Annotated in this window: 22 protein-coding genes; 8 read left to right on the forward strand and 14 right to left on the reverse strand. The window is 53.1% G+C overall.

What is annotated here, in order from left to right; translation table 11 throughout:
• Positions 1-223 precede the first annotated feature (223 nt).
• Complete coding sequence (locus tag MHI43_RS26230) at positions 224-1126, forward strand: DMT family transporter (RefSeq protein WP_036662797.1); 903 nt, start codon at positions 224-226, stop codon at positions 1124-1126.
• A gap of 38 nt (positions 1127-1164) precedes the next feature.
• Positions 1165-1971 (forward strand): Cof-type HAD-IIB family hydrolase, encoded by an 807-nt coding sequence (locus tag MHI43_RS26235; RefSeq protein ID WP_009589265.1) that lies wholly within the window; start codon positions 1165-1167, stop codon positions 1969-1971.
• Positions 1972-2102: 131 nt separating this feature from the next.
• Here MHI43_RS26235 and MHI43_RS26240 read toward each other — a convergent pair whose 3' ends face one another.
• The gene (locus MHI43_RS26240; RefSeq protein ID WP_036662791.1) at positions 2103-2864 is read right to left on the reverse strand and encodes a TioE family transcriptional regulator; all 762 of its coding nucleotides are present in this window, start codon (positions 2862-2864) and stop codon (positions 2103-2105) included.
• 221 nt (positions 2865-3085) lie between these two features.
• Between MHI43_RS26240 and MHI43_RS26245 the strand changes: the two genes are divergently transcribed.
• Positions 3086-3343 carry a hypothetical protein gene (locus MHI43_RS26245; protein WP_235201776.1) on the forward strand — a complete coding sequence of 86 codons (258 nt, stop codon included), beginning with the start codon at positions 3086-3088 and terminating at the stop codon, positions 3341-3343.
• A gap of 3 nt (positions 3344-3346) precedes the next feature.
• On the forward strand, positions 3347-3502 hold the full coding sequence (locus MHI43_RS26250; RefSeq protein ID WP_235201775.1) for a hypothetical protein: 156 nt from the start codon (positions 3347-3349) through the stop codon (positions 3500-3502).
• 109 nt (positions 3503-3611) lie between these two features.
• Here the strand turns inward: MHI43_RS26250 and MHI43_RS26255 are convergent, their stop codons facing one another.
• The 4 genes from MHI43_RS26255 to MHI43_RS26270 all read right to left on the reverse strand — a co-directional run bounded on the left by MHI43_RS26255 (position 3612) and on the right by MHI43_RS26270 (position 7205).
• Positions 3612-4391 carry an MBL fold metallo-hydrolase gene (locus MHI43_RS26255; RefSeq protein ID WP_015737195.1) on the reverse strand — a complete coding sequence of 260 codons (780 nt, stop codon included), beginning with the start codon at positions 4389-4391 and terminating at the stop codon, positions 3612-3614.
• 162 nt (positions 4392-4553) lie between these two features.
• Positions 4554-4790 carry a hypothetical protein gene (locus tag MHI43_RS26260; RefSeq protein WP_009589256.1) on the reverse strand — a complete coding sequence of 79 codons (237 nt, stop codon included), beginning with the start codon at positions 4788-4790 and terminating at the stop codon, positions 4554-4556.
• Positions 4787-5815: a nucleotide-binding protein gene (locus tag MHI43_RS26265; protein ID WP_015737196.1), complete on the reverse strand. Its 1029-nt coding sequence runs from the start codon at positions 5813-5815 to the stop codon at positions 4787-4789. Before MHI43_RS26265 ends, MHI43_RS26260 begins: the two co-directional genes overlap by 4 nt.
• A 112-nt stretch (positions 5816-5927) precedes the next feature.
• The gene (locus tag MHI43_RS26270) at positions 5928-7205 is read right to left on the reverse strand and encodes a serpin family protein (RefSeq protein WP_036662790.1); all 1278 of its coding nucleotides are present in this window, start codon (positions 7203-7205) and stop codon (positions 5928-5930) included.
• 189 nt (positions 7206-7394) lie between these two features.
• On the opposite strand from MHI43_RS26270, the gene MHI43_RS26275 reads away from it, so the two are divergent.
• Entirely contained in the window at positions 7395-7961 is a 567-nt protein-coding gene (locus MHI43_RS26275; protein ID WP_015737198.1) for a GNAT family protein, read from the forward strand.
• 225 nt (positions 7962-8186) lie between these two features.
• On the opposite strand, the gene MHI43_RS26280 is transcribed toward MHI43_RS26275, so the two are convergent.
• From MHI43_RS26280 to cysT, 4 genes are read right to left on the reverse strand one after another with little or no spacing between them, the layout of a single operon-like run.
• Positions 8187-9245, reverse strand: a complete 1059-nt coding sequence (locus tag MHI43_RS26280; protein ID WP_036662788.1) for a sulfate ABC transporter substrate-binding protein — start codon at positions 9243-9245, stop codon at positions 8187-8189.
• Positions 9246-9275: 30 nt separating this feature from the next.
• Complete coding sequence (locus MHI43_RS26285) at positions 9276-10340, reverse strand: ABC transporter ATP-binding protein (RefSeq protein ID WP_015737200.1); 1065 nt, start codon at positions 10338-10340, stop codon at positions 9276-9278.
• Position 10341: 1 nt separating this feature from the next.
• The gene (locus MHI43_RS26290) at positions 10342-11139 is read right to left on the reverse strand and encodes a sulfate ABC transporter permease subunit (RefSeq protein ID WP_009589250.1); all 798 of its coding nucleotides are present in this window, start codon (positions 11137-11139) and stop codon (positions 10342-10344) included.
• Complete coding sequence (gene cysT, locus MHI43_RS26295; RefSeq protein WP_036662786.1) at positions 11136-11951, reverse strand: sulfate ABC transporter permease subunit CysT; 816 nt, start codon at positions 11949-11951, stop codon at positions 11136-11138. The genes MHI43_RS26290 and cysT overlap by 4 nt, the downstream gene beginning before the upstream one ends.
• 189 nt (positions 11952-12140) lie before the next feature.
• On the opposite strand from cysT, the gene MHI43_RS26300 reads away from it, so the two are divergent.
• Positions 12141-12542 (forward strand): secondary thiamine-phosphate synthase enzyme YjbQ, encoded by a 402-nt coding sequence (locus tag MHI43_RS26300; protein WP_015737203.1) that lies wholly within the window; start codon positions 12141-12143, stop codon positions 12540-12542.
• Between the two features lie 178 nt (positions 12543-12720).
• On the opposite strand, the gene MHI43_RS26305 is transcribed toward MHI43_RS26300, so the two are convergent.
• The 3 genes from MHI43_RS26305 to MHI43_RS26315 form a co-directional block, all read right to left on the reverse strand.
• Positions 12721-13314, reverse strand: coding sequence for a TetR/AcrR family transcriptional regulator (locus MHI43_RS26305; RefSeq protein ID WP_015737204.1), 594 nt, complete (start codon positions 13312-13314; stop codon positions 12721-12723).
• 6 nt (positions 13315-13320) lie between these two features.
• Positions 13321-13953 carry a YigZ family protein gene (locus MHI43_RS26310; protein ID WP_009589243.1) on the reverse strand — a complete coding sequence of 211 codons (633 nt, stop codon included), beginning with the start codon at positions 13951-13953 and terminating at the stop codon, positions 13321-13323.
• A 106-nt stretch (positions 13954-14059) separates the two neighbouring features.
• Complete coding sequence (locus MHI43_RS26315) at positions 14060-15415, reverse strand: glucose-6-phosphate isomerase (RefSeq protein WP_009589268.1); 1356 nt, start codon at positions 15413-15415, stop codon at positions 14060-14062.
• A gap of 197 nt (positions 15416-15612) precedes the next feature.
• Here MHI43_RS26315 and MHI43_RS26320 point away from each other — a divergent pair, with 197 nt between their 5' ends.
• Together MHI43_RS26320 and MHI43_RS26325 are read left to right on the forward strand one after the other, a co-directional pair.
• Positions 15613-16509: an NAD(P)-dependent oxidoreductase gene (locus tag MHI43_RS26320; protein WP_015737205.1), complete on the forward strand. Its 897-nt coding sequence runs from the start codon at positions 15613-15615 to the stop codon at positions 16507-16509.
• 162 nt (positions 16510-16671) lie between these two features.
• Positions 16672-17598 (forward strand): copper amine oxidase N-terminal domain-containing protein, encoded by a 927-nt coding sequence (locus tag MHI43_RS26325; RefSeq protein WP_036662781.1) that lies wholly within the window; start codon positions 16672-16674, stop codon positions 17596-17598.
• Between the two features lie 121 nt (positions 17599-17719).
• On the opposite strand, the gene MHI43_RS26330 is transcribed toward MHI43_RS26325, so the two are convergent.
• The gene (locus MHI43_RS26330; RefSeq protein ID WP_015737208.1) at positions 17720-18037 is read right to left on the reverse strand and encodes a pyrimidine/purine nucleoside phosphorylase; all 318 of its coding nucleotides are present in this window, start codon (positions 18035-18037) and stop codon (positions 17720-17722) included.
• 101 nt (positions 18038-18138) lie between these two features.
• Positions 18139-20160 carry a transketolase gene (gene tkt, locus MHI43_RS26335; RefSeq protein ID WP_009589249.1) on the reverse strand — a complete coding sequence of 674 codons (2022 nt, stop codon included), beginning with the start codon at positions 20158-20160 and terminating at the stop codon, positions 18139-18141.
• Positions 20161-20255 lie beyond the last annotated feature (95 nt).

Here is a 20255-nt window from a genome sequence, read left to right on the forward strand (position 1 = left end):
CACGTCCGATAGCCCAGGGTCATGAGAATATACGTTCGGTTCATTAGTATAGCAAAATCATCCTCTTTTTGTCTACCCCTTCCACTTTTGCAGGCTTAAAAATGGTTGTCCGATCCGCTCATATGGGATACAATTTGATCACTTGCCCATGGCTTACGCCCGGGGACGAAAGTACGGGAAGCTGCAATTTGAGTTTCGCATCATCGGAAAGGATGACTACCTAGTGAATCGCTCACGTATCGCCGACATCAGCCTGCTTCTGGTGGCCATGATGTGGGGCTCCACGTTCCTCATCGTTCAGTATGCGGTGCGCGTCCTCCCGCCTATGGCCTTTAATTCGGCCCGCTTTCTGGGAGCGGCCCTGCTCCTCGCATTGATCATCACCCTCTTTTACCGGAGTCAGTGGAAGCTAATATCCGGCAGGATGCTGCTGCATGCTTGCCTGCTCGGTCTTTTTTTGTTTATCGGCTATGCCTTTCAAACGGCGGGCCTTCTGTACACGACCACGTCCAATGCAGGTTTCATTACCGGCTTGTCCGTCGTGCTGGTGCCTTTCATATCGTACGCGCTGTTAAAGCACTCCATCTCCAGATTCACTTGGATCAGCGCCTTGCTTGCTGCAGCGGGCCTGTACCTGCTCACCTTCGCCGGATCCGGCATGAGCCTGAACAAGGGCGATGTGCTCGTATTCGTTTGCGCCATCGGTTTTGCGCTCCATATCGGTTATACGGGCGTTTATGCCGGCCGATATCCCTCCCTGCTGCTGGCAGCGCTCCAGATGGCCGTCGTTGGGGTATTCAGCCTGATAGCTTCCGCTTTAACCGAACATGTGGGCAATGCAGCGGATCTGATGGAGAAGCTGACCGAGCCGAACGTGCTGTGGGCGCTCGCTGTATCCATCGGCCCTACCAGCGCATTCGCCTTCTGGATCCAAACCGTCTGCCAAAAATACACGACGCCGTCCAGGGTAGCCATCATCTATGCAACGGAGCCCGTATTCGCGGCACTGACGGGAATTCTGTTTGCCGGAGAACGGCTTACGCTTTTCGGCGGCATCGGTTGCCTGTGCATTTTGGCGGGAATGGTGATTGCGGAATTGAAGTCTGCGCCACAGAAGGTACAATAGAGTATAGACAGAGACAGAATCAAAAAGGAGAGATACCCATGACAACTTACAAATTGATGGCCATCGACATTGACGACACCCTGATCAATGACGATAAGGAAGTAACCCCCGGCGTCCAGCAGGCGCTTGAGCAAGCGGTCGCCCACGGCGTCGTCGTGACGCTGGCAACCGGACGTGCCTATGCGTCAGCCCAGGCGATTGCCCGTCAAACCGGACTCAACGTTCCCATCATCACCTACCAAGGTGCCTTGATCAAAAATCTGCTCGACGAAAAGGTTCTTTACGAACGCTTCGTTCCCGTCGACGCTGCCGTAAAGCTGTTTGAATACTGCGTGGAGCACAATCTGCATCTGCAAACCTACATCGATGACAAGCTGTATGCCCGCGAAGAGAATCAGAAGCTGATCGATTACTGCGCCCTGAACCGGACGCCTTATTATATCGAGCCTGATTTTATGACGATGGTTCGGAAACCGACACCGAAAATGCTCATTATTGACGATCCCGACTATCTCGATGAACTGATCCCTATATTCCGCGAGCTGCTTGGCGATGAAGTGCATATTACCAAATCCAAGCCGCATTTTCTGGAGTTCATGCATAAGGAAGGCACGAAGGGACATGCGCTGACCTTCCTGGCCGATCATTTTGGCTGCGACCTCAAGGAAACCATCGCTGTCGGCGACTCCTGGAACGACCACGAAATGCTGGAGGCAGCCGGACTTGGCGTCGCTATGGGCAATTCGATTGAGCCGCTTAAGGCGATTGCCGATTACGTTACGCTGGGGAATAACGAAGACGGCGTGAAGCATGTCATTGATAAATTCGTGCTCAACCAAGGCTAATACGAAAAATAACTAGCTGCGCAAACAAGCCTCCATGATATCCATGGGGGCTTGTTCCTGTCCATAAACCGGGCCAATGCCGTGCCCCAAACCGGTTCCTTGGGAAGCGTAAGGCGGCCGCGACCTGTCGATCATTCCCGATCCGGGTTAAATGTTAGAATCGGCTTCAGAAGAGCCGCATCGTCGAACTCCAGCAAGCCTACCTCCATGCACAGCTCCATCAGTTTATGAATGCCGTTGAATTGCTGCAGATTTCGTTGATGAATGACCGACAACGCTTCGCGGACCAATTTTTTGGCCTGCTCAATGCTCTGATGCTCCACGGCCTGAATAATCTCCTTGATGCTCTCCAGGTAATACACTGTTCGTCTTAGCGAGCGAATCAGCAAAATCTGCCGGACATGCGAGGGGCTGTACAGCCGATATCCATTCTCGGGGTTGCGCTCGGGAGTGATCAAGCCTTCCTTCTCCCAGTGACGAATGGCGGACGACTCCACGTTGGTCAATTCGGCCACTTCGCCGATTGTCATATGTGCCTTCAGCTTTTTATCCCTGATGCTGTCAAGCCCGGGATTCTCAAGCAGGGCTAACGTTTCGTCCGCAATGGTCTTTTCCTGCTGCAGTTTGACCTGCTCCCCGTTCACGAGCCAGAGGGCTTCATCCATCTCCCTCTTCTGGATATGGCGAATCACATCATAGGTTACGGCATAACCGAACCCGGGGAACATGGCCCGCAGACACCGGAAGTAGGCGAGATGCATCTTCGTGTATAGACGGTACCCCTTCTCGTTCCGCTCAGGTGAGGGCACCACTCCCCAAGATTCGTAATGCCTTAAAGCACTCGTGCTGATATGCAGCTCTTTGGCGATGTCTTTCGGCTTGTAGTAATGCATGCCGTCCCCTCCCCGACCACGATTGAGAACCTACTTTACCAGAATCGCGGGCCATTGGCAAACCTTAAATTAAAACATTAAAGTGCTCTGATAAGGTTTGTGCAGCATCAACAAGGGTGCGGGTGAATTCGCCGCCCGGCAGCTTCCCACTTGCATCAATGTAGTATATTGGTTGGTGTAGAGGCAAGTTGAACGTATTCTTAACAGCGGGAGGCTGAATCATGATGAATATGCACATAACCGAGGAAGTTCCACAGCTTAAGGAATATATCGATCTTAGATTCGATGCAGGGCTGCCTGAGGTCGAGGAATCGATCGCAGAGACGGCTCTCAACCGCAGCCTGCTCTCCGTCCTAGTCCGGGACGGCAATGACCGGCTGATCGGTATGGGAAGGGTGATCGGCGACGGCGCTTTGTATTTTCAACTGGTAGATGTTATGGCCGCGGCATCCTATCGGGATCAAGGGCTTGAAGATTAGATCGTGTCCGAACTGCTCGGCCGCTTGAAAAAAATAGCGCCAGGCGGAGCAGAGGTCACCGTCATCACGGACGTTCCCGGAATCAAGCTGTATCAACACGCCGGCTTCAAGCTGCTGTACCCTGAACGATACGGTATGGCCGGATCTGTGTGTGAGTGATATCCCTGCCAGCGACTTAAAGCTGCAATCCTGCCGCATGTTCACGCTATAGGTCTCCGCATGGGAGCCGTCGAGCCGCACACATGGCCGGACTAACTACTACATATTCTCATTTATTCAATCTCACGGTCATCCCGGCCACCGCCACACGGACTCCCTCTGGCAGAGGCAGCTCTTTCCGAACGTCGACGTCATGCGACATATGGGTATACACCGTTTGGCGAGGCTTCACCTCGGCGAGCAGCTCTGCCGCTTCCTTCATATCATAGACGGAACGGGTCTCGAATTTGGCGGTTTCATGAACAAAGCTGGTTCCCAGCACCAGGAGATCCACGCCTTTCAGCGGCTTCTTTTCCTCCAGGCTGAGATGAATCGAATCCGAATTATATACCCATGTGTACCCGTCCTTCTGGAACCGGTAGGCGTAGGAGTACCCGTTCTTGCCATGGTTTACTTTCCAGCACGAAATCTCCCAGCCAGCTAATGTAAATCCATCATCGACTGGCGTCATCTCCATCTGCCGCGGAAGCCACGGATACTGCCGGACAATCTGGTCCAGCACCTCGGCTGGTGCGTATAGCCGGCCTTTTTCCCTCTGCCATCTGCAGGCATCGCTCCATTCCGGAAGGCCTCCGATATGATCAAAGTGGGCGTGCGTAATCAGCATATCGCTCATTTTTCGAATCCCGAGCCCCTCCATCATGCCGCGCCAATCCGGACCGCAGTCGATCATGAAGGACGTTTCGCCGCACTCCACCATCACCGAGGAGCGCAATCGCCGGTTCACGCCCGTACTCCTCGCTTCCGTGCATACCTCGCAATCGCAATATACCCGTGGGACGCCCATCGCATCCCCGGTTCCCAGAAAAGTTAATGTATCTCCGCTCACACGTATCCCCCATTTTTATGTATTGGATTCCTTCACGGTTAAGCAAACCTTATTCCTTTATTGTATTAGCGCACGAAGAAAAACACAAAGACCGCCGGGCTAATCCCGAACGGTCTTTCGTCATTTATGTCATACGATCGATATGGCTATGATAGCAATTCATTAAGCAAACGAGGGCTTATTATCGTCAACAGCTCCGCTGATGACCTTGACGTACTTCTTATCCACACCTTCCACGGAAGGACCGACATATACACTGCTCTTGCTTGAGCGTCTGACCGAGCGCTTCCGGGATTTCAGCGTACTCATCATCGGTACGGGCCCCCGAACCACCCAGCTGCTGCCATTGGCGGACCCCTGCGGATGACCTGACGTTCTCTTCTTCTCATTCCTGCTCACGACGAATCCCCTCCAACTAAATGCCTGATGGTACGAAGCAGCTCACGATTCTGTTCCACAACCTCCGCGAGATCTTCATCCGTAAGAATCTCATGTCCCGTAAAATGCACGGACAATACATGATTTACACCTAAAGGATAGCAGAACACATACACCTGCGCAACTTCCTCTTCGTGATAAAATGCCCATTTTCCACTATTATAGACATCAATCACGTAAATCGACTGGTTGCTTGGCGAATGATCCTTTTTCCCATCGAACGGGAAATACCGTCCTTTACCTACATTACCCCCAATTTGGGCAATGCCTTCATCCCTTCGTCCCCAAAAGGCTGCGCCGGTCACCCGGAAATCCCCTGCAGCCGGCGGGAGCAAGGAGTTTCGGACGGCTTCACTCAGTGCATGATATTTTTCCGCTTCATCGCTCACATGCACGTTTCGGTTATATTCCCAGAAAAAATGCAGCACGCTTTGCTTGCGTCTCAGCTCCGCATCCTTCTGTTCAATCAATGTGCTCGGGTTGTTATAGAACCCTTCGGTTTCGATCGCGCTCAGAATATGTCCGCAGGCGACATCGACGGCAGATTTGTAATCATCGTCGCTTCGAAGCTCGTATTCGAGCAGCGTAATGCCCTGCAGGTCGGAGAGTAGGTGATAATCCTTAACGATCACGTCTTGAACGGAACTGCTGTCTGCCTCTACCTGATCCGGAATGATGCAGTATACCCTTCGCCGCCCGAGCCTTCCCCAGTACAGCCCCATCTCAAACAACGTGTTGTCGCGGGTAACAAATACATGTTTGCCTCGAATGAGCGCCACATCATCCGGAGAAAAGACGAACACACCAAAATCACTGGACGCCAGCTGCTTCTCCAAAGCTTCCATCGTATACATATTCGCTCCGAACGTACCTCCGTACCAAGGCGTCACTTGGGCGGAGCGTTTGATCTGTTCGTGGATCGCCCTTGCATACTTGATGGCCTCTCTGGAAGAACCTATGAATAAATTCGGCTTCGGTATGGTCATAGGCACATCCTATTCTCCCTTTGTTATACATTTTAGTCTTATTCGACCATTATAACAAAGTTGCCTATTTTTGGGTGAAAATTATGGCAGGCGCATGTTGGTATAGTATATGCTACGGTTTCAAAACAGACCCCATAAATAACCATGCACCCGTGTCCCGATCTTCAATGGCAAGGAAAAAAGGGCGGTTGATCTTCATGGCGATCGGCTCGGTAGGCTCCGCGCTTTCCGTTATTCCCACCGCTGTCACAGCTGCGGCCTTTGTCCCTTTTTCGCTTACATCGACAATCGTCTGGTGTGTGACATGATCGATCCAAAATCCATCTCCTTGTTCGGCCATTTTGCTAAAATCAGCCTCGGCGGCGTCGAATGCCTTGACCATGCCAAGGCTCTTAAGGGCATCCGGAAGCTCGAAGCTCTGCTCCGCCTTAAACTTGGGCAGACTGAGCTGAACCGTTTCGAACGAGTAATCGCCTTTCCAGACGGACGCATCCTTCCACAGCTGCCGATGCAGCTTATCGATCGTGGAGGATTCCTTCGGCAGGATGACCAGCATGTGCATGCGGCCATCTCCATATGGAATGCGGATGGCCTGCCAGGACTCTCCTTCTTTATAGCTGTATCTATCTTCCCTCTTCATCATCGGGACTTGTTGAGTGGTGCCGTCAGATAGCGTAAATTCTTCATCCACGGTATTTGCCGGATCAAATTCATCCGTCCACCCGCCGTTGAAATATATGGCATTGATCAGGACCGCAACGCCCCCTGGCGGCTCATGATATATCTTAGGGATCATGCCGCTGGTTTTGTCTTTCACCCATTGGTTAATTTCATGCATCGCGTCCTCCTGCTGAAGGTCCGTCTCCCTGACCTCCGCGCCGTAACTGTCCTTTACGGCCTCCGCATAAGCCTCCTTTAGCTTAAGACCTGGCCGGTGCCAAACGGAATTGGCCACATTCAGCACGACGCCGCCTCCATTCTCCAGTAAGGAGCGCAGCTGGCGGTTGCCTTCATTGATGCCTGCATCATTCATGCCCTTCCAGCCCAGCATATCGGCCATCTCGGCAGCCGTATCGCCCGCGGTCCCGTTATAAGCCAGTGCCAAGGCCTGCGTGATGCTGTATGGAGAAATAATCAGATTATCGCTCGTGTACTCAGGGTTATCCGATAACGCCTGGTGCAACCGTAAACCAAAATCATTCTGCGCTTTCACCAGGCCGGTATCCACCTTGCCTAATACCTCTTTGCGTTCCTGAGCCGACAATTCCTTCACTTTGGTCTGCTTATGCGCCATGCCCTGCGGTTCCCCTGGCTGGATCCCGTTGTCCTGAGCGCAGGCGGTAAGCCCAACAAGCAAACATAGGCCTGTGAGCATCTTTTTATTTCGCATCGCCTTGTCCCCCTTCAATGCCAGATTTTTGATCTATCTGCTATTGACGGAATCGACACCCCTAATGTTTCATATAAAGGATCATTTATCCAAATTCAGTTGGCAATCCACTTCATCACCGCTACAATGAATAGATGAGTTCCAGCAACATACCTTAAAAGACATGCTGAGCGAAAGGAATTTCTACATATGCAAAAAATCCGTCTTGAAGGCAGCAGAGTGACGCTGCGATCCAGGAAACCCGAGGATACCCCTGTTCTATATAATCTGATCTATGGCACGAAGAACCCGGAATGGAAAAAATACGACGCCCCTTATTTCCCGCTCAAGCAGATTTCCTACGAAATTTTTGAAACGCAGTGGAATGCCGACTTCGAAACGGATCAATTTCCGAGCGATCTGCTCATCGAAGTCGAGGGCACAACGATTGGCATCGTCACGTTCTATTGGGAGCATGAGGCCTCGCGCTGGCTGGAAGCCGGCATCCTGATTTATGACCCGGGCCGTTGGAGCGGCGGATACGGCACGGAAGCACTGTCGTTGTGGGTGGATTGCCTGTTCCAAAATCTCACCATCGCCCGTGTCGGCATTACGACCTGGTCCGGCAATCCGCGAATGATGCGCTGTGCGGAAAAGGTGGGCATGCAGCTCGAAGGCCGTATGCGAAAGTGCCGGTATTACGACGGCGTCTATTACGACTCCATTCGCATGGGCATTCTGCGAGAAGAATGGGAAGCGCGCAAAACAACCGTATAGAGCAAGATGGTACGGAATAATCTGTATGCGTGGCATATTTGCAAAATAGGAGGCGTCATTCAGACGAATGCTAATGTTCTGTACGTACAAATAAGCGAGCCGTTCAGAATATCCTGAACGGCTCGCTTTATCTCTTTTTTGTCGCCGACGGGCCATGGATAATACGCAACTCAGCACGCGACGATCCCTCATGAACCTATCAATCGCTCCATATACCACCGAGCATCACAGCCCTGCCAGCACCTGATACCAAACCCCTCGCTTCGAATACAGCGTCTCGCGCACCTGGTCCCATCCGCCCAGATACTCGATGTCGAACAGCCCCGGCGGGTTGGCAAACCGCTCCTTCGTCTGTTCAAACACCGATTCCTCGACGGGACGGAAGCCATGCTTCACGAAGATGTTCTGCGCCTCCGGCGTACGCAAGTACTCCACAAAAGCCGCCGATACATCCACAGTGCCGTGTTTCTTCGCAAACCGCTCCACGACTGCGGCCGGATTCTCGATCAGCATGGTATGCTGCGGTACAACAATGTCATACTGGACGCCTTGGGCAATCCGGGCAAGCAGCTCGTTCTCATACGTAACGATCACATCCCCGACCCCATATTCAAAAGCCGCCATCGAAGCCCGCCCGCTTTTATCGAGCGACTCCACATTGCGGTGAACCGCTTCAAGGAAGGCTTTCGCTTCGGCAGGATCACGCTTTCCATTCTCTTCCGATTGTTTCAGGCCGGCGCCGTAAATCGCGTTGATGTCCCACTGCGCCCCGCCCGAGGTCTTCGGATTCGGATACAGCACCTTGACGTCCGATCGGGTCAGATCGTCGAAATCCCGTATCCCTTTCGGATTACCGGCGCGGGTACCGAGAACGACAATCGAGCGTGTCACCATGCCGTTATACGGCTGGGATTTCCACTCCTTGTCGACGAGCCCTGCCCTGACGAGTTTATCGACATCCCCTTCCATGGCAAGCAGCGTGACGTCAGCCTCAAACCCGCCCGTAATGGCGCGCGCCTGTGTTCCGGAGGCCTCGTAGGATTCCTGAAAACGAATGGTTTCTCCCGTCTGTGCCTTCCACTCGGCTTGAAAAGCGGGGATAATCTCGGACAAGGCATCCCTGGCTACGCTGTACGCGCCCAGCACGATCGTTCGCTCGCCCGGCTGCGATATCGCATCTTCATTGACGGGCTGATCATCGGCACATCCCGCGATAAGCAAACTGAAGAGAAGCGCCATGCCCACTTGCAGGAATGAGGTTCGTTTCATATTCAAGATCCGCATGAATCCACTTCCCTTCATTATTTAGAATCATCAGATCATAATCGGCATCGGATCGACCTTCAGGCGATTTTCCTCGATCCAGCTGTGCTCGTCGTTAAAGAGGTATGCCCGGTGAACGAGGACGCGGACCTCTTGGCCCGGCTGCAGCGTTTCCTTCTCCAGCGACCGGTAGGTGATCAGTTTATGTCCCTTGACCTCCACCTCCACGAGCCACTCGCTGCCGCGGAAATGCAGATGGCGGACGATCCCCGTCTCCGTGGCGGACAGCACGCTGAAATCATGCTCGCTTCCAATCTCGATATATTCCGGGCGAATTAATGCGCGCGTCGCATTCTTGTTAGCGGCTGCCTCGAATCCCTTCAGCTCGGCAGCGCTTGAAATGACGGTGGACTCGCCTATGAAGGAAGCGACAAACGGCGTCTTCGGCTCCTTGTAAATATCCCACGGCGTTCCCTTCTGCTCGACGCGCCCCTGATTAATGATCATGATTTCGTCCGCGACTTCAATCGCCTCATCCTGGTCATGCGTAACAAAAATCGACGTGATGCCGACCCGCTCGATCAGCTCGCGAAGCCAGGAGCGCAGCTCTTGGCGGATCTTCGCATCGATGGCGGCGAACGGTTCATCCAATAAGAGCAGCTGCGGCTCGGGCGCAAGCGCTCTGGCAAAGGCTACGCGCTGGCGCTGTCCACCCGATAACTGGTGCGGATAACGGCTCTCGAAGCCTTTCAAGCCCGTCAGTTCCACCAGCTCCATCACCCGGTCTTTGATTTTGGCCTTGGCGGCCTTCTTCACCTTCAAGCCGAAAGCGATGTTGTCAAACACGGTCATATGCTTAAACAAGGCATAGTTCTGGAACACAAAGCCGATGCCGCGCTCCTGCGGCGGCAGGTCATTGACCACTTGGCCATGAAAGGAGATTTGTCCGGAATCCGGATTCTCAAGCCCGGCCAGCATGCGCAGGATGGAGGTTTTACCGCCTCCGCTGGGCCCCAGAAGCCCGATCAGATGTCCCTTTTCAATCTCGAAGCTGACATTCTTGACGGCGTGAAACGTACCGAAATGCTTGTTCAGATCGCGAACTTCCACATGCATATCAATGCACATCCTTTCTTTTTTTGGCCCATTCCATCAGCAGCAAGAGACCTACGGAGAAGGCGGCCAGTACCAGCGCCACTCCATTCGCCGCAGCCACGTTGAAATTCTCCACGTCCTGATACACAAGCGTCGTCGCCGTCTGGGTTTTGTTCATGATATTGCCGGAGACCACCAGTACGGCGCCGAACTCGCCCAATGAACGGGCAACCGTGAGCACCAGGCCGTATACGACGGCCCACCGGATGGAAGGCCACGTTACTTTCACGAACGTGGTCCACCCGTAAGCCCCAAGCGTCGCGGCCGCCTGCTCCTGATCGTTTCCGATCTCCTGCAGGACGGGCATGACCTCGCGAACCATCAGCGGGAACGTGACGAAGAGCGTCGCAATCACCATGCCGGGGAACGCATACACCACCTTAAACCCGATCCCTTCAAAAAAACCGCCGATGATGCTGTCGGGTCCCAGCAGCAGCACAATCATCAAACCGCCGATGACCGGCGAAACAGCGTAAGGCAGGTCGACAATGCTGTTCAGAATGCCCTTGATCTTTCGGCTGAGCCAATTTGCCCGCACCAGATACAGCGCCATCATGATGCCAAACAACGCATTCAAAAAAGTAACGAATACCACAATCAGACCGGTCATCATCAGGGCATGCAGGGCTTCCGGCCTGAGCAGCCCCTCCGCAAACCCGTCCAGCCCCTTATCGAACGCACCGATCGCAATTCGGGACAGCGGAATGATCAGCAGGATGATAAATACGGCATACGTAAGTCCGATCCATAATCGCTTCAAGCTCGTCTCCCCCTCTGCTGCACGGCATTGATCACCCAGAGGATCATGAAGGAGAGCGTAAGAAGCAGAATCGATACGGCAGCCGCTCCGGCCGGATTATCGCTCTCCACTTCGCCAAAAATAAATACCGATGCGATCAGCGTCCTGCCCGGAATGTTGCCGGCAACCAGGACAACGGCGCCGAATTCAGCCAATGCCCTAGAGAAGGCCAGCATCCCTCCGCTGATGATTCCCGGCAGCATCGACGGCAGGATGACTTTAAAAAAGGTTCTCGTTCTGGAAGCGCCCATCGTATATGCGGCCTCTTCCTCCAGCGGATCCAGCTCTTCCAGCAGCGGCTGAACCGCCCGGATTACAAACGGGAACGTGACAAACAGCATGGCGACCACGATCGCGGGCTGATGGAACACGATTTCAAAGCCGAGCTTCTCCGCCAGGCCTCCAAGCAAGCTCCCCGGCCCAAGCAGCAGCAAAATCATCAAGCCGCCAACGGCCGTCGGCAGCGCAAAAGGCAGATCCACCAGACTGTTCAGCAGCGTCCTTCCCGGAAATCGATACCGTATGAGCACCCAAGCAATCATCGTTCCGATAAGCACGTTGATGAAAGTAGAGATTAGGCCCAGTTTAATGGTAAGCAGCACGGCCTTCCAGGCGATCGGATCCATTACGCTTTCCGCAAAATGGCCCCATCCCGCAGAGAATGATTGCACGTACACCCCAAAGATCGGCAGTACGATCAAGGCAAGAAAATAAAGCAGTACGGTGCTTCGAAAACCCCAAGTCCAACCTTTATGACGAATCCATGTTGTCATCTCGTATCCCTCCCGCCTCCGGATGGCATTCCGGTCGACTCCTCCACAAACCATCTTTATATTTCCTATTTGTATACTTGGTTTTACTTTACACATACTTTACCAAAAGCTGAATCCGATCGTCAATCCATCTTTTGCACTTTATCGGGTAAAATAAAAGAAATGGAAAAAGTTGAGGAGGTTATTGAGATGCTGTATACCGGTGAATTGGCTACGCAAGGACGCGATGAGATGAGGGATATTACAAGGGAGATCCACTCTTTCGTGAAACAAAGCGGAGTCCAGCAAGGAACGGTCCTGATTTATTGTCCGCATACGACGGCGGGAATCGCCATCAACGAAAACGCCGATCCCGATGTGAAACGGGACGTGCTGATGTCTTTGGATGAAGTCTATCCATGGAATCATCCTAAGTATCGCCATGCGGAGGGCAACACGGCCTCCCACCTTAAATCGATCACCTGCGGCCCTTCGCAGACCGTGATCATTCAGAACGGGCACCTGCTTCTTGGACGCTGGCAGGGGATTTACTTCTGCGAATTCGACGGACCGAGGCAGCGCCAATATCATGTGAAGATCATGGAAGGATAAAACCGGGAACGGTTGCCGACAGTCAAGCGAATGAAATGAAAGCACAAAAAGCAGACAGGTGCATGCAAGGGAGCGCGGACCTGTCTGTTTTATGGTTCATTAGGTGATTGACGTTTCAACGCTAGGCCGTTGTAACGGATTGAAGTGCCAAGCTGCACGTGTTGGCAGCATGTAAACATCAGACCCTGCTGTACAGACTCCGGCATAACACTTTGATATGGGTAAGAGCGGCTGGTTTAATCTCATCAAAACCGATTCTGTCCTGAATATAATACGATATAAATCCATGCAGCGACAAAAACAAAGTCAGCGGAACGGTTCGCCGTTCTTCCTCACTGTAATTCTCCTCCAGCAAATACTGACGGACCAGCATAGCAAACATTTCAAAACAGCGTCCCTGCTCAGAGCGACAGTAGGACAGCAGCTCTTCGTCCCGAATCATGAACATGATTTCGTACTGGTAAGGATTATCCAGACCGAAACGAACGAATTCCAGCATCAGCTGCTCCAGCTTCGATACCCCGTCACAGGGAGGCTTTACCGAGACCTCCAACAGCAAATCATTTAGATCATTAAAGTCCTTCATGACAATGGCGTAGAATAGCTCCGCCTTTTCCTTAAAGTGATAATACAAGGAGCCGTGGCTATAACCCAAATGCTGCCCGATGCTTCGCATCGAAATGGCCCTGTATCCTTTGGTTATGAACAAATGCCTGGCTGCTTCCAGTATCCGCTCTCTCGACAACTCGCGTTCGACTGCTCTTCTTGCCATATTATTTTATTCCCCTTCAATAAAATAAAGCCGCTCTCCCTCCGTGATCAAGGACTGCCCCTGTGTCAAATCCACCATCCAAGTCATAAAGCTCTCCGCATCACCATCGAGCGGCAAGCAGGTCAAAGTCACCGTGTCGGCAAAGTTTGTCTCTCCCATGCGTACGTTCCGGTTACGAAGCTCGTTCTCCACCTTACCCAGCCAGGTATAATCCAGCTCCACAAAAATCTCCCGGTGAAGAACCCTTGTAATCGGTTCGCCTGACTCGATCGCAGCCACGGCTCCGTCGGTGTACGCCCGGATTAATCCGCCCGCACCCAGCATAATGCCGCCAAAATAACGCGTGACCACGATAGCTACATTCTTCCGCCCCTGATTGCGGATCACCTCGAGAATCGGCTTGCCGGCCGTTCCGCTCGGTTCCCCGTCATCCGATTGCTTCTGAATCTCATCCCGCTCGCCAATCATGTAAGCGGAACAATTGTGCGTAGCATTCCAATGTTTTTTCTTGATCTCTTCAATAAAAGCGACGGCTTCCTCTTCGGTCTCTACCGGCATTACATGCCCGATGAAACGCGATTTCTTGATGACGATCTCCTTGGAGCCCGCCTGACGCACCGTTTTGTAACGATCCAGCATGAAACAACAACCACCTCTATATTGCCAAGAAAGCAGTCCACGGCAATGATATGCCAGCGGACTGCTTCCTTCAGCGTCTTACGTCTAATCCAATGAAAGTGTCGGGTTATTCGGAAAGTCTAGCTTCCAATTCGGCCTTCTCTTTCTCGTACCCAGGTTTGCCGAGCAGAGCGAACATATTTTTCTTGTACGCCTCTACGCCCGGTTGGTCAAACGGGTTGACACCCAACAGATAGCCGCTGATACCGCAGGCCTTTTCGAAAAAGTATACCAGATATCCGAACGAATAGGGAGTGAAATCTGGAATTGTCACAATCAAATTCGGAACTTGTCCGTCTGTATGGGCCAGCATCGTGCCTTGGAACGCCTTTTTGTTGACAAAATCCAATGTTTTCCCGGTCAGGAAGTTCAATCCGTCCAGATCGTCCGGATCCGATTCGATCGTAATATGCTCGGATACGTTCTCCACCTGAATGACCGTTTCGAAGATGTTGCGGCTGCCTTCCTGGATAAATTGACCCATGGAGTGCAGATCGGTAGAGAAATCGACGGAAGCCGGGTAGATCCCCTTGTAATCCTTCCCTTCGCTCTCGCCGTACAGCTGCTTCCACCATTCCGATACAAAATGCAGGGAAGGCTCGTAGTTCACCAGGATCTCGATGCCTTTGCCTTTACGGTAAAGCGCGTTACGAACCGCTGCGTATTGGTAAGCTTCGTTCTCGGCAACGTTCGGGCTGCTGTACTCCTTGGAGGCGTCAGCCGCGCCCTGCATCATCTCTTCGATGTTGATGCCTGCCGTCGCGATCGGAAGCAGACCTACTGCGGTCAGCACGGAATAACGTCCGCCCACGTCGTCAGGAATGATAAAGGACTCGTAGCCTTCCTCGGTTGCCAGCTTCTTGAGGGCGCCCTTCGCTTGATCCGTCGTCGCGTAAATGCGTTTGCGCGCTTCTTCCTTGCCGTATTTCTTCTCCAGCTCCGCACGGAAAATACGGAAAGCGATAGCCGGCTCCGTCGTTGTGCCCGATTTGGAGATGACGTTGACGGAGAAGTCTTTGCCTTCGATCAATTGAAGCAGATGCGAGACATACGTGGAGCTGATGTTGTTGCCCGCAAAGTAGATTTCCGGCGTCTTGCGCTGGTCCTTCGACAGCTCGTTATAGAACGAATGCGACAGCATTTCGATGGCCGCGCGCGCTCCCAGGTAGGAACCTCCGATTCCGATTACGATCAGAACGTCCGAGTCGCTTTGGATTTTGGCGGCCGCTTTCTGGATGCGGGAGAATTCCTCTTTATCGTACTGAGTCGGCAGGTCGATCCAGCCCAAATAATCGGAGCCGGCTCCCGTACCGTTATGTAACTGTTCATGAGCTGTGCGGATCGGCTCAGCGAAATAATCAACTTCGTGCTGATTGACAAAGGTCAGTGCTTTACTGTAATCAAACTTGATTTTTTTAGACATGCCTTAAACCTCCTGTGAATTTAGAAATAGGATACTTTAATTTAATAAAGACCGCAAGTTTCACGGGCCAACTGTCATCTATTCTTCATGCGCGGGACTCCTTCTCCCTTCCATTCCCTGCAAAGACTGGCTTCGTTTCGGGAACCCGTGCTAAGATAGAGTGGATCAGGAATCCATAATCGAAGGTGATATAGACTATGAAAAAAATCGGGTTTATCGGACTGGGCACCATGGGCGCTCCCATGGCCTCCAATCTGCTGAAGCAGGATTACGATGTGACGGTATATAACCGCACCCACGAGAAATGCCGTCCGCTCGCCGAACAGGGAGCCTCCATCGCGGAGACGCCTCGGGAAGCGGCCGAAGGGCAAGATCTTGTCATTACGATGGTAAGCAACGACCAATCCATCCGGGATGTATTCTACGGAGAGAACGGCCTGCTTGGCTCCCTGACGAGCGGGATGACCGTCATTGACTGCAGCACGATCTCCGAAAGCCTGGTTAAGGAAATTGCCTCCGCCGTTTCCGGCCTCGGCGCTTCCTTCCTGGATGCCCCGGTAACCGGCAGCAAGCCTGCAGCGATTGATGGCACCTTGGTCTTCATGGTTGGCGGTGATGCCGCCGTCATCGAAGCGCAAGCCGACGTTTTTGACACCTTGGGCAAAAAGGTCATTCACATGGGGCCTAACGGAAGCGGCGCCGTGGCCAAGCTCGCGCACAATACGATTGTGGGCATTAACAACCTGGCACTGGCCGAAGGCTTCGCCATCGCCGCGAAATCAGGCATACCGGCAGACAACTTCCTGGAGCTCGTGCAGCTGGGATCGGCCGGCAGCAAAGCGGCGGAGCTGAAGGGACGCAAAATCATCGAAGGCGATTTCAGCAACCAGTTCTCGCTGGCGCTCATGCTCAAAGACCTGAAGCTGGCCTCTTCGCTCACCGATGGCATCGGGATGCCGTCGCCCATGCTGAACCTGGCCAAGAGCCTGTTTCAAGCTGGTGCCAGCGAAGGCTATGGCGACGAGGATCTCTCCGCCGTCGTGAAGTGCTACGAGGCTTGGATCGGCCAGAAGATCGGCGGCCAGCAGCCATAATCAGACAAGCCATGCATCTATAATGGCTCCTTCTCGTTAGTTTTCGGTTCATCCGGACTAGGAGGAAGGAGCTATTTTTTTGGCCATTCCATCATTTTCCTCTCGGCAAGAAACTTTTTGCGTTTCACTTCCGTCTACTATGCAAAGGGAGGAATTTACAACATGAAATGGACCAATCGATTAAAAGCAATGGCAGCCGCTGTCGTACTAACCGCTGTTCTGTCCCCTGCAATAGGCGGTTTGCCAGCCTCTGCAGCAGTTAAACCATCCGCAACCATTAACAACGTAACCGCAAGCGGCGACGTGCTGATCAGGCAGGGCACCACCTTTGTTACCCTTACCGATCTCAAGCCTCTGGGCAACTACGTCATGAAGTACGACAACCAGAAGAAACAGGTGACCATTCAAGGCGATAACCGAACGATGATTCTCGCGGCCGGAAGCACCAGCATGGAGGTGAACGGCGTTAAGAAGGCGCTCCCTGCAGCCCCGCTGCTGCATAACGGCAAAACCTTGATTCCCCTAAGGGCCGTTGCCCAAGCCTTCGATGCCAGCGTCTATTGGAACGGCTCTTTAAAAACAGCTTATATCAATAAGGCAGAGCCCGATATCATCGCCGACTTAAAGAGCTCCGATCTGGCCACCGCCCGGAATGCTGCAGCCAAGCTTCCGTATTCATCCGAATTGAAGAAACCTGAGCTGGACATGCTGCCCGTGGAAATGCAGGGCGTGGATTATTATTTTCCCAAAGGCCAATCCCAACGCTTTTTCCTGGTAGATAACGATATCGCCAGCTATTTCGAAATCCGCGGCAGCGTTAAATATCTGAAATGGCAGGGCAAGCTGGATTATTCCGCCAAGGCACCGGCAAACCAAGATCTGTTCTTCCTGCCTGCGCTGAAAGCGGAGATCGGCAAACAGCCGGATACCGGCAATTGGACCCTTGCCAAATTCGTATTCCGCTACCCTTCCGGCGTCACCAGCTACCGCCTGCTCGACCGCGTCCAAGAATGGGGCGAAGGATACGTAGAGCTGGACAACCGGGCTCCCGGATATAAAGGCGAGATCGTGACGATCCCCGAGGAATAAGTCCATTATATCAACCGCCGTTAACGGCCTGCGTTGACATCCGGCATTGACAGTAAAGGCTCAGAGCCATCGGCTTTGAGCCTTTTTGGCATATTCACTGCTTTAGGCGCCGTTTGTCCTGCTACATCGTCGGATAAGAGCAGCAATAATCCGTCACGGTGCGGATTTCCAGCTTGAAGCTTGAATTGCCCGGCACGTTAAAGGTCGCGGGCTCTTGAATCTCCAACCACTCTTGCTCCCCGGGCAGCAGAACACGCAAATCGCCGGACAGGATTTCCATAATTTCAGGGCCATCCGTGCCGAATTCATAGCTTCCCGGCAGCATGATGCCTAGCGTGACCTTCTCCCCATTCTCCAGCAGCACCGTGCGGCTGGTTACCTTCCCCTCATAGTACACATTGGCTGCTTTCGTGACGGTCGCATTCTTGAATTGAGACATCGACAACTCTCCTCCTCCAAAATATGTATGGCTTGATATATGGACGGCACCCGCATGATGCGGGTGCCGGAAAATCAATATGGAGTTAAATCAAGGTGTTGTTACAGCAAGCCTTTTACGCGGCTAACCACGTTCTCAACGGTAAATCCGTACTCGGCAATGACGCGGTCGCCAGGAGCGGAAGCGCCAAACGTGTTGATGCCGAGAATGTCCCCTTTGTCGCCCACGTAACGTTCCCATCCGAACGGATGAGCCATTTCAATGGCAAGGCGGGCTTTAACGTCAGGAAGCAGCACGGAATCTTTGTAAGCCTGATCCTGGCTGTCGAACAGATCCCAGCTCGGCATGCTGATGACGCGTACGGCAATGCCTTCTTCAGCCAATGCCGCTTGTGCTTTAACGGCAAGCTGAACCTCGGAACCCGTTGCAATGATTTGAGCCTGCACGTTTCCATCTTTTGCGTCGGATACCACATAAGCTCCGCGTTTGATGCCTTCACGCGCATGGTCCGCCGTGCCTGCGAGGATCGGCAGATTTTGACGAGTCAGCACCAAGGCTACCGGACGATCCGTGTTCTCAACCGCATAAGCCCATGCAGCGGATGTCTCGTTCGCATCTGCCGGACGGATAACGGTCACGCCTGGAATGATGCGCAGGGAAGCCAATTGCTCGATCGGCTCATGCGTAGGGCCGTCTTCGCCGACAGCGATGCTGTCGTGTGTCAGCACATACGTAACCGGCAGCTTCATGATCGCAGCCAGACGAATGGCCGGACGCAGATAATCGGTAAATACGAAGAACGTACCGCCGAAAATTTTCAATCCGCCATGGAGAGCGATACCGTTCATCGCGCCAGCCATCGCAAATTCACGAACGCCATAATACACGTTGCGGCCTTCATAGCTCTCCGCGGTGAAAGATGCCAGGTCGTTCAAGTGAGTCATGGTGGAGCTTTCCAGGTCAGCCGATCCGCCAAGCAGCTGCGGTACGCCTGCCGTCAAACCGTTCAGCGCTTTACCGGAAGCCACGCGAGTGGAAACCGCTTTGTCGTCCGCGCTGTATTTCGGAAGGTCTTTGTCCCATCCTTCAGCCAATTTGCCGGATTCGCCGCGCTCGAATTGCGCAGCCAGCTCTGGGTAAGCCTCTTTGTATTTCGCGAACTGATCCACCCACGCTTGATACGCAGCAATGCCGCGTTCTTTCACTTTGCCGAAATGCTCGCGCACTTCCTCCGGCACGTAGAAGTCCTCTTCATATACCCATTTATAGAATTCCTTGGTCAGCTTCGCTTCGTCGGCTCCGAGCGGAGAACCGTGCGTACCGCCATGGCCGCCTTTGCCTTGTTTGTTCGGGCTGCCGTAACCGATGACCGTTTTCACTTCGATCAGCGTCGGGCGGTTCGAATCGCCTTTCGCTTCCTCGATCGCTTTCTCGATCGCAGGCAGATCGTTGCCGTCTTCTACGCGCAGCACTTGCCAGCCATATGCTTCAAAACGCTTCGCCACGTTCTCGGAGAAGGCCAGGTTCAGCTCGCCGTCAAGGGAGATATCGTTGGAATCGTACAGCATGATCAATTTGCCAAGCTTTAGGTGACCTGCCAGGGAAGCCGCCTCGGAAGCCACGCCCTCCATCATGTCGCCGTCGCCGCAGATCGCGTACGTATAGTGATCCACCACGTTGAAACCGTCTTTATTGTAAGTCGCGCCCAAGTGAGCCTCAGCCATTGCCATACCTACGGCCATGGCCACGCCTTGTCCGAGCGGACCTGTCGTTGCATCAACGCCGGCCGTATGGCCGAATTCCGGGTGCCCCGGGGTTTTGCTTCCCCATTGGCGGAACTGTTTCAGGTCCTCAATAGACAAGTCATAGCCGCTCAGGTGGAGCAGACTGTAGAGCAGCATGGAGCCATGTCCTGCAGACAAGACGAAACGGTCGCGGTTAATCCACGCCGGCTGGTCCGGGTTATGATTCATCGTCTTCGCGAACAGCTGGTAGCCCATAGGCGCGGATCCCATCGGCATGCCCGGATGACCGGAGTTGGCTTTTTCGATCGCGTCGATCGCCAATGTCCGGATCGTTGCGATGGACAGGTTGTCGATCGTTTGGTTATGTTCAGTTGTCATGATTCGTCCTCCTCAAATCTTTTCCATAGTAAGCTTCGAAAATGAAGGCTTCTTACGTCCCTCCAGCCCCGATTCGCTTGGTATCAGAGCAGTTA

The sequence above is a fragment of the Paenibacillus sp. FSL H8-0457 genome, assembly GCF_038051935.1.
GTDB lineage: Bacteria > Bacillota > Bacilli > Paenibacillales > Paenibacillaceae > Paenibacillus_AQ > Paenibacillus_AQ lautus_A.

Coding starts and splice junctions, on each gene's coding strand:
- MHI43_RS26235 (WP_009589265.1), top strand. CDS start 1,165: ATGACAACTTACAAATTGATGGCCATCGACATTGACGACACCCTGATC.
- MHI43_RS26240 (WP_036662791.1), bottom strand. CDS start 2,864: ATGCATTACTACAAGCCGAAAGACATCGCCAAAGAGCTGCATATCAGC.
- MHI43_RS26245 (WP_235201776.1), top strand. CDS start 3,086: ATGATGAATATGCACATAACCGAGGAAGTTCCACAGCTTAAGGAATAT.
- MHI43_RS26265 (WP_015737196.1), bottom strand. CDS start 5,815: ATGACCATACCGAAGCCGAATTTATTCATAGGTTCTTCCAGAGAGGCC.
- MHI43_RS26270 (WP_036662790.1), bottom strand. CDS start 7,205: ATGCGAAATAAAAAGATGCTCACAGGCCTATGTTTGCTTGTTGGGCTT.
- MHI43_RS26275 (WP_015737198.1), top strand. CDS start 7,395: ATGCAAAAAATCCGTCTTGAAGGCAGCAGAGTGACGCTGCGATCCAGG.
- MHI43_RS26280 (WP_036662788.1), bottom strand. CDS start 9,245: ATGCGGATCTTGAATATGAAACGAACCTCATTCCTGCAAGTGGGCATG.
- MHI43_RS26285 (WP_015737200.1), bottom strand. CDS start 10,340: ATGCATGTGGAAGTTCGCGATCTGAACAAGCATTTCGGTACGTTTCAC.
- cysT (WP_036662786.1), bottom strand. CDS start 11,951: ATGACAACATGGATTCGTCATAAAGGTTGGACTTGGGGTTTTCGAAGC.
- MHI43_RS26300 (WP_015737203.1), top strand. CDS start 12,141: ATGCTGTATACCGGTGAATTGGCTACGCAAGGACGCGATGAGATGAGG.
- MHI43_RS26305 (WP_015737204.1), bottom strand. CDS start 13,314: ATGGCAAGAAGAGCAGTCGAACGCGAGTTGTCGAGAGAGCGGATACTG.
- MHI43_RS26310 (WP_009589243.1), bottom strand. CDS start 13,953: ATGCTGGATCGTTACAAAACGGTGCGTCAGGCGGGCTCCAAGGAGATC.
- MHI43_RS26315 (WP_009589268.1), bottom strand. CDS start 15,415: ATGTCTAAAAAAATCAAGTTTGATTACAGTAAAGCACTGACCTTTGTC.
- MHI43_RS26320 (WP_015737205.1), top strand. CDS start 15,613: ATGAAAAAAATCGGGTTTATCGGACTGGGCACCATGGGCGCTCCCATG.
- MHI43_RS26325 (WP_036662781.1), top strand. CDS start 16,672: ATGAAATGGACCAATCGATTAAAAGCAATGGCAGCCGCTGTCGTACTA.
- MHI43_RS26330 (WP_015737208.1), bottom strand. CDS start 18,037: ATGTCTCAATTCAAGAATGCGACCGTCACGAAAGCAGCCAATGTGTAC.
- tkt (WP_009589249.1), bottom strand. CDS start 20,160: ATGACAACTGAACATAACCAAACGATCGACAACCTGTCCATCGCAACG.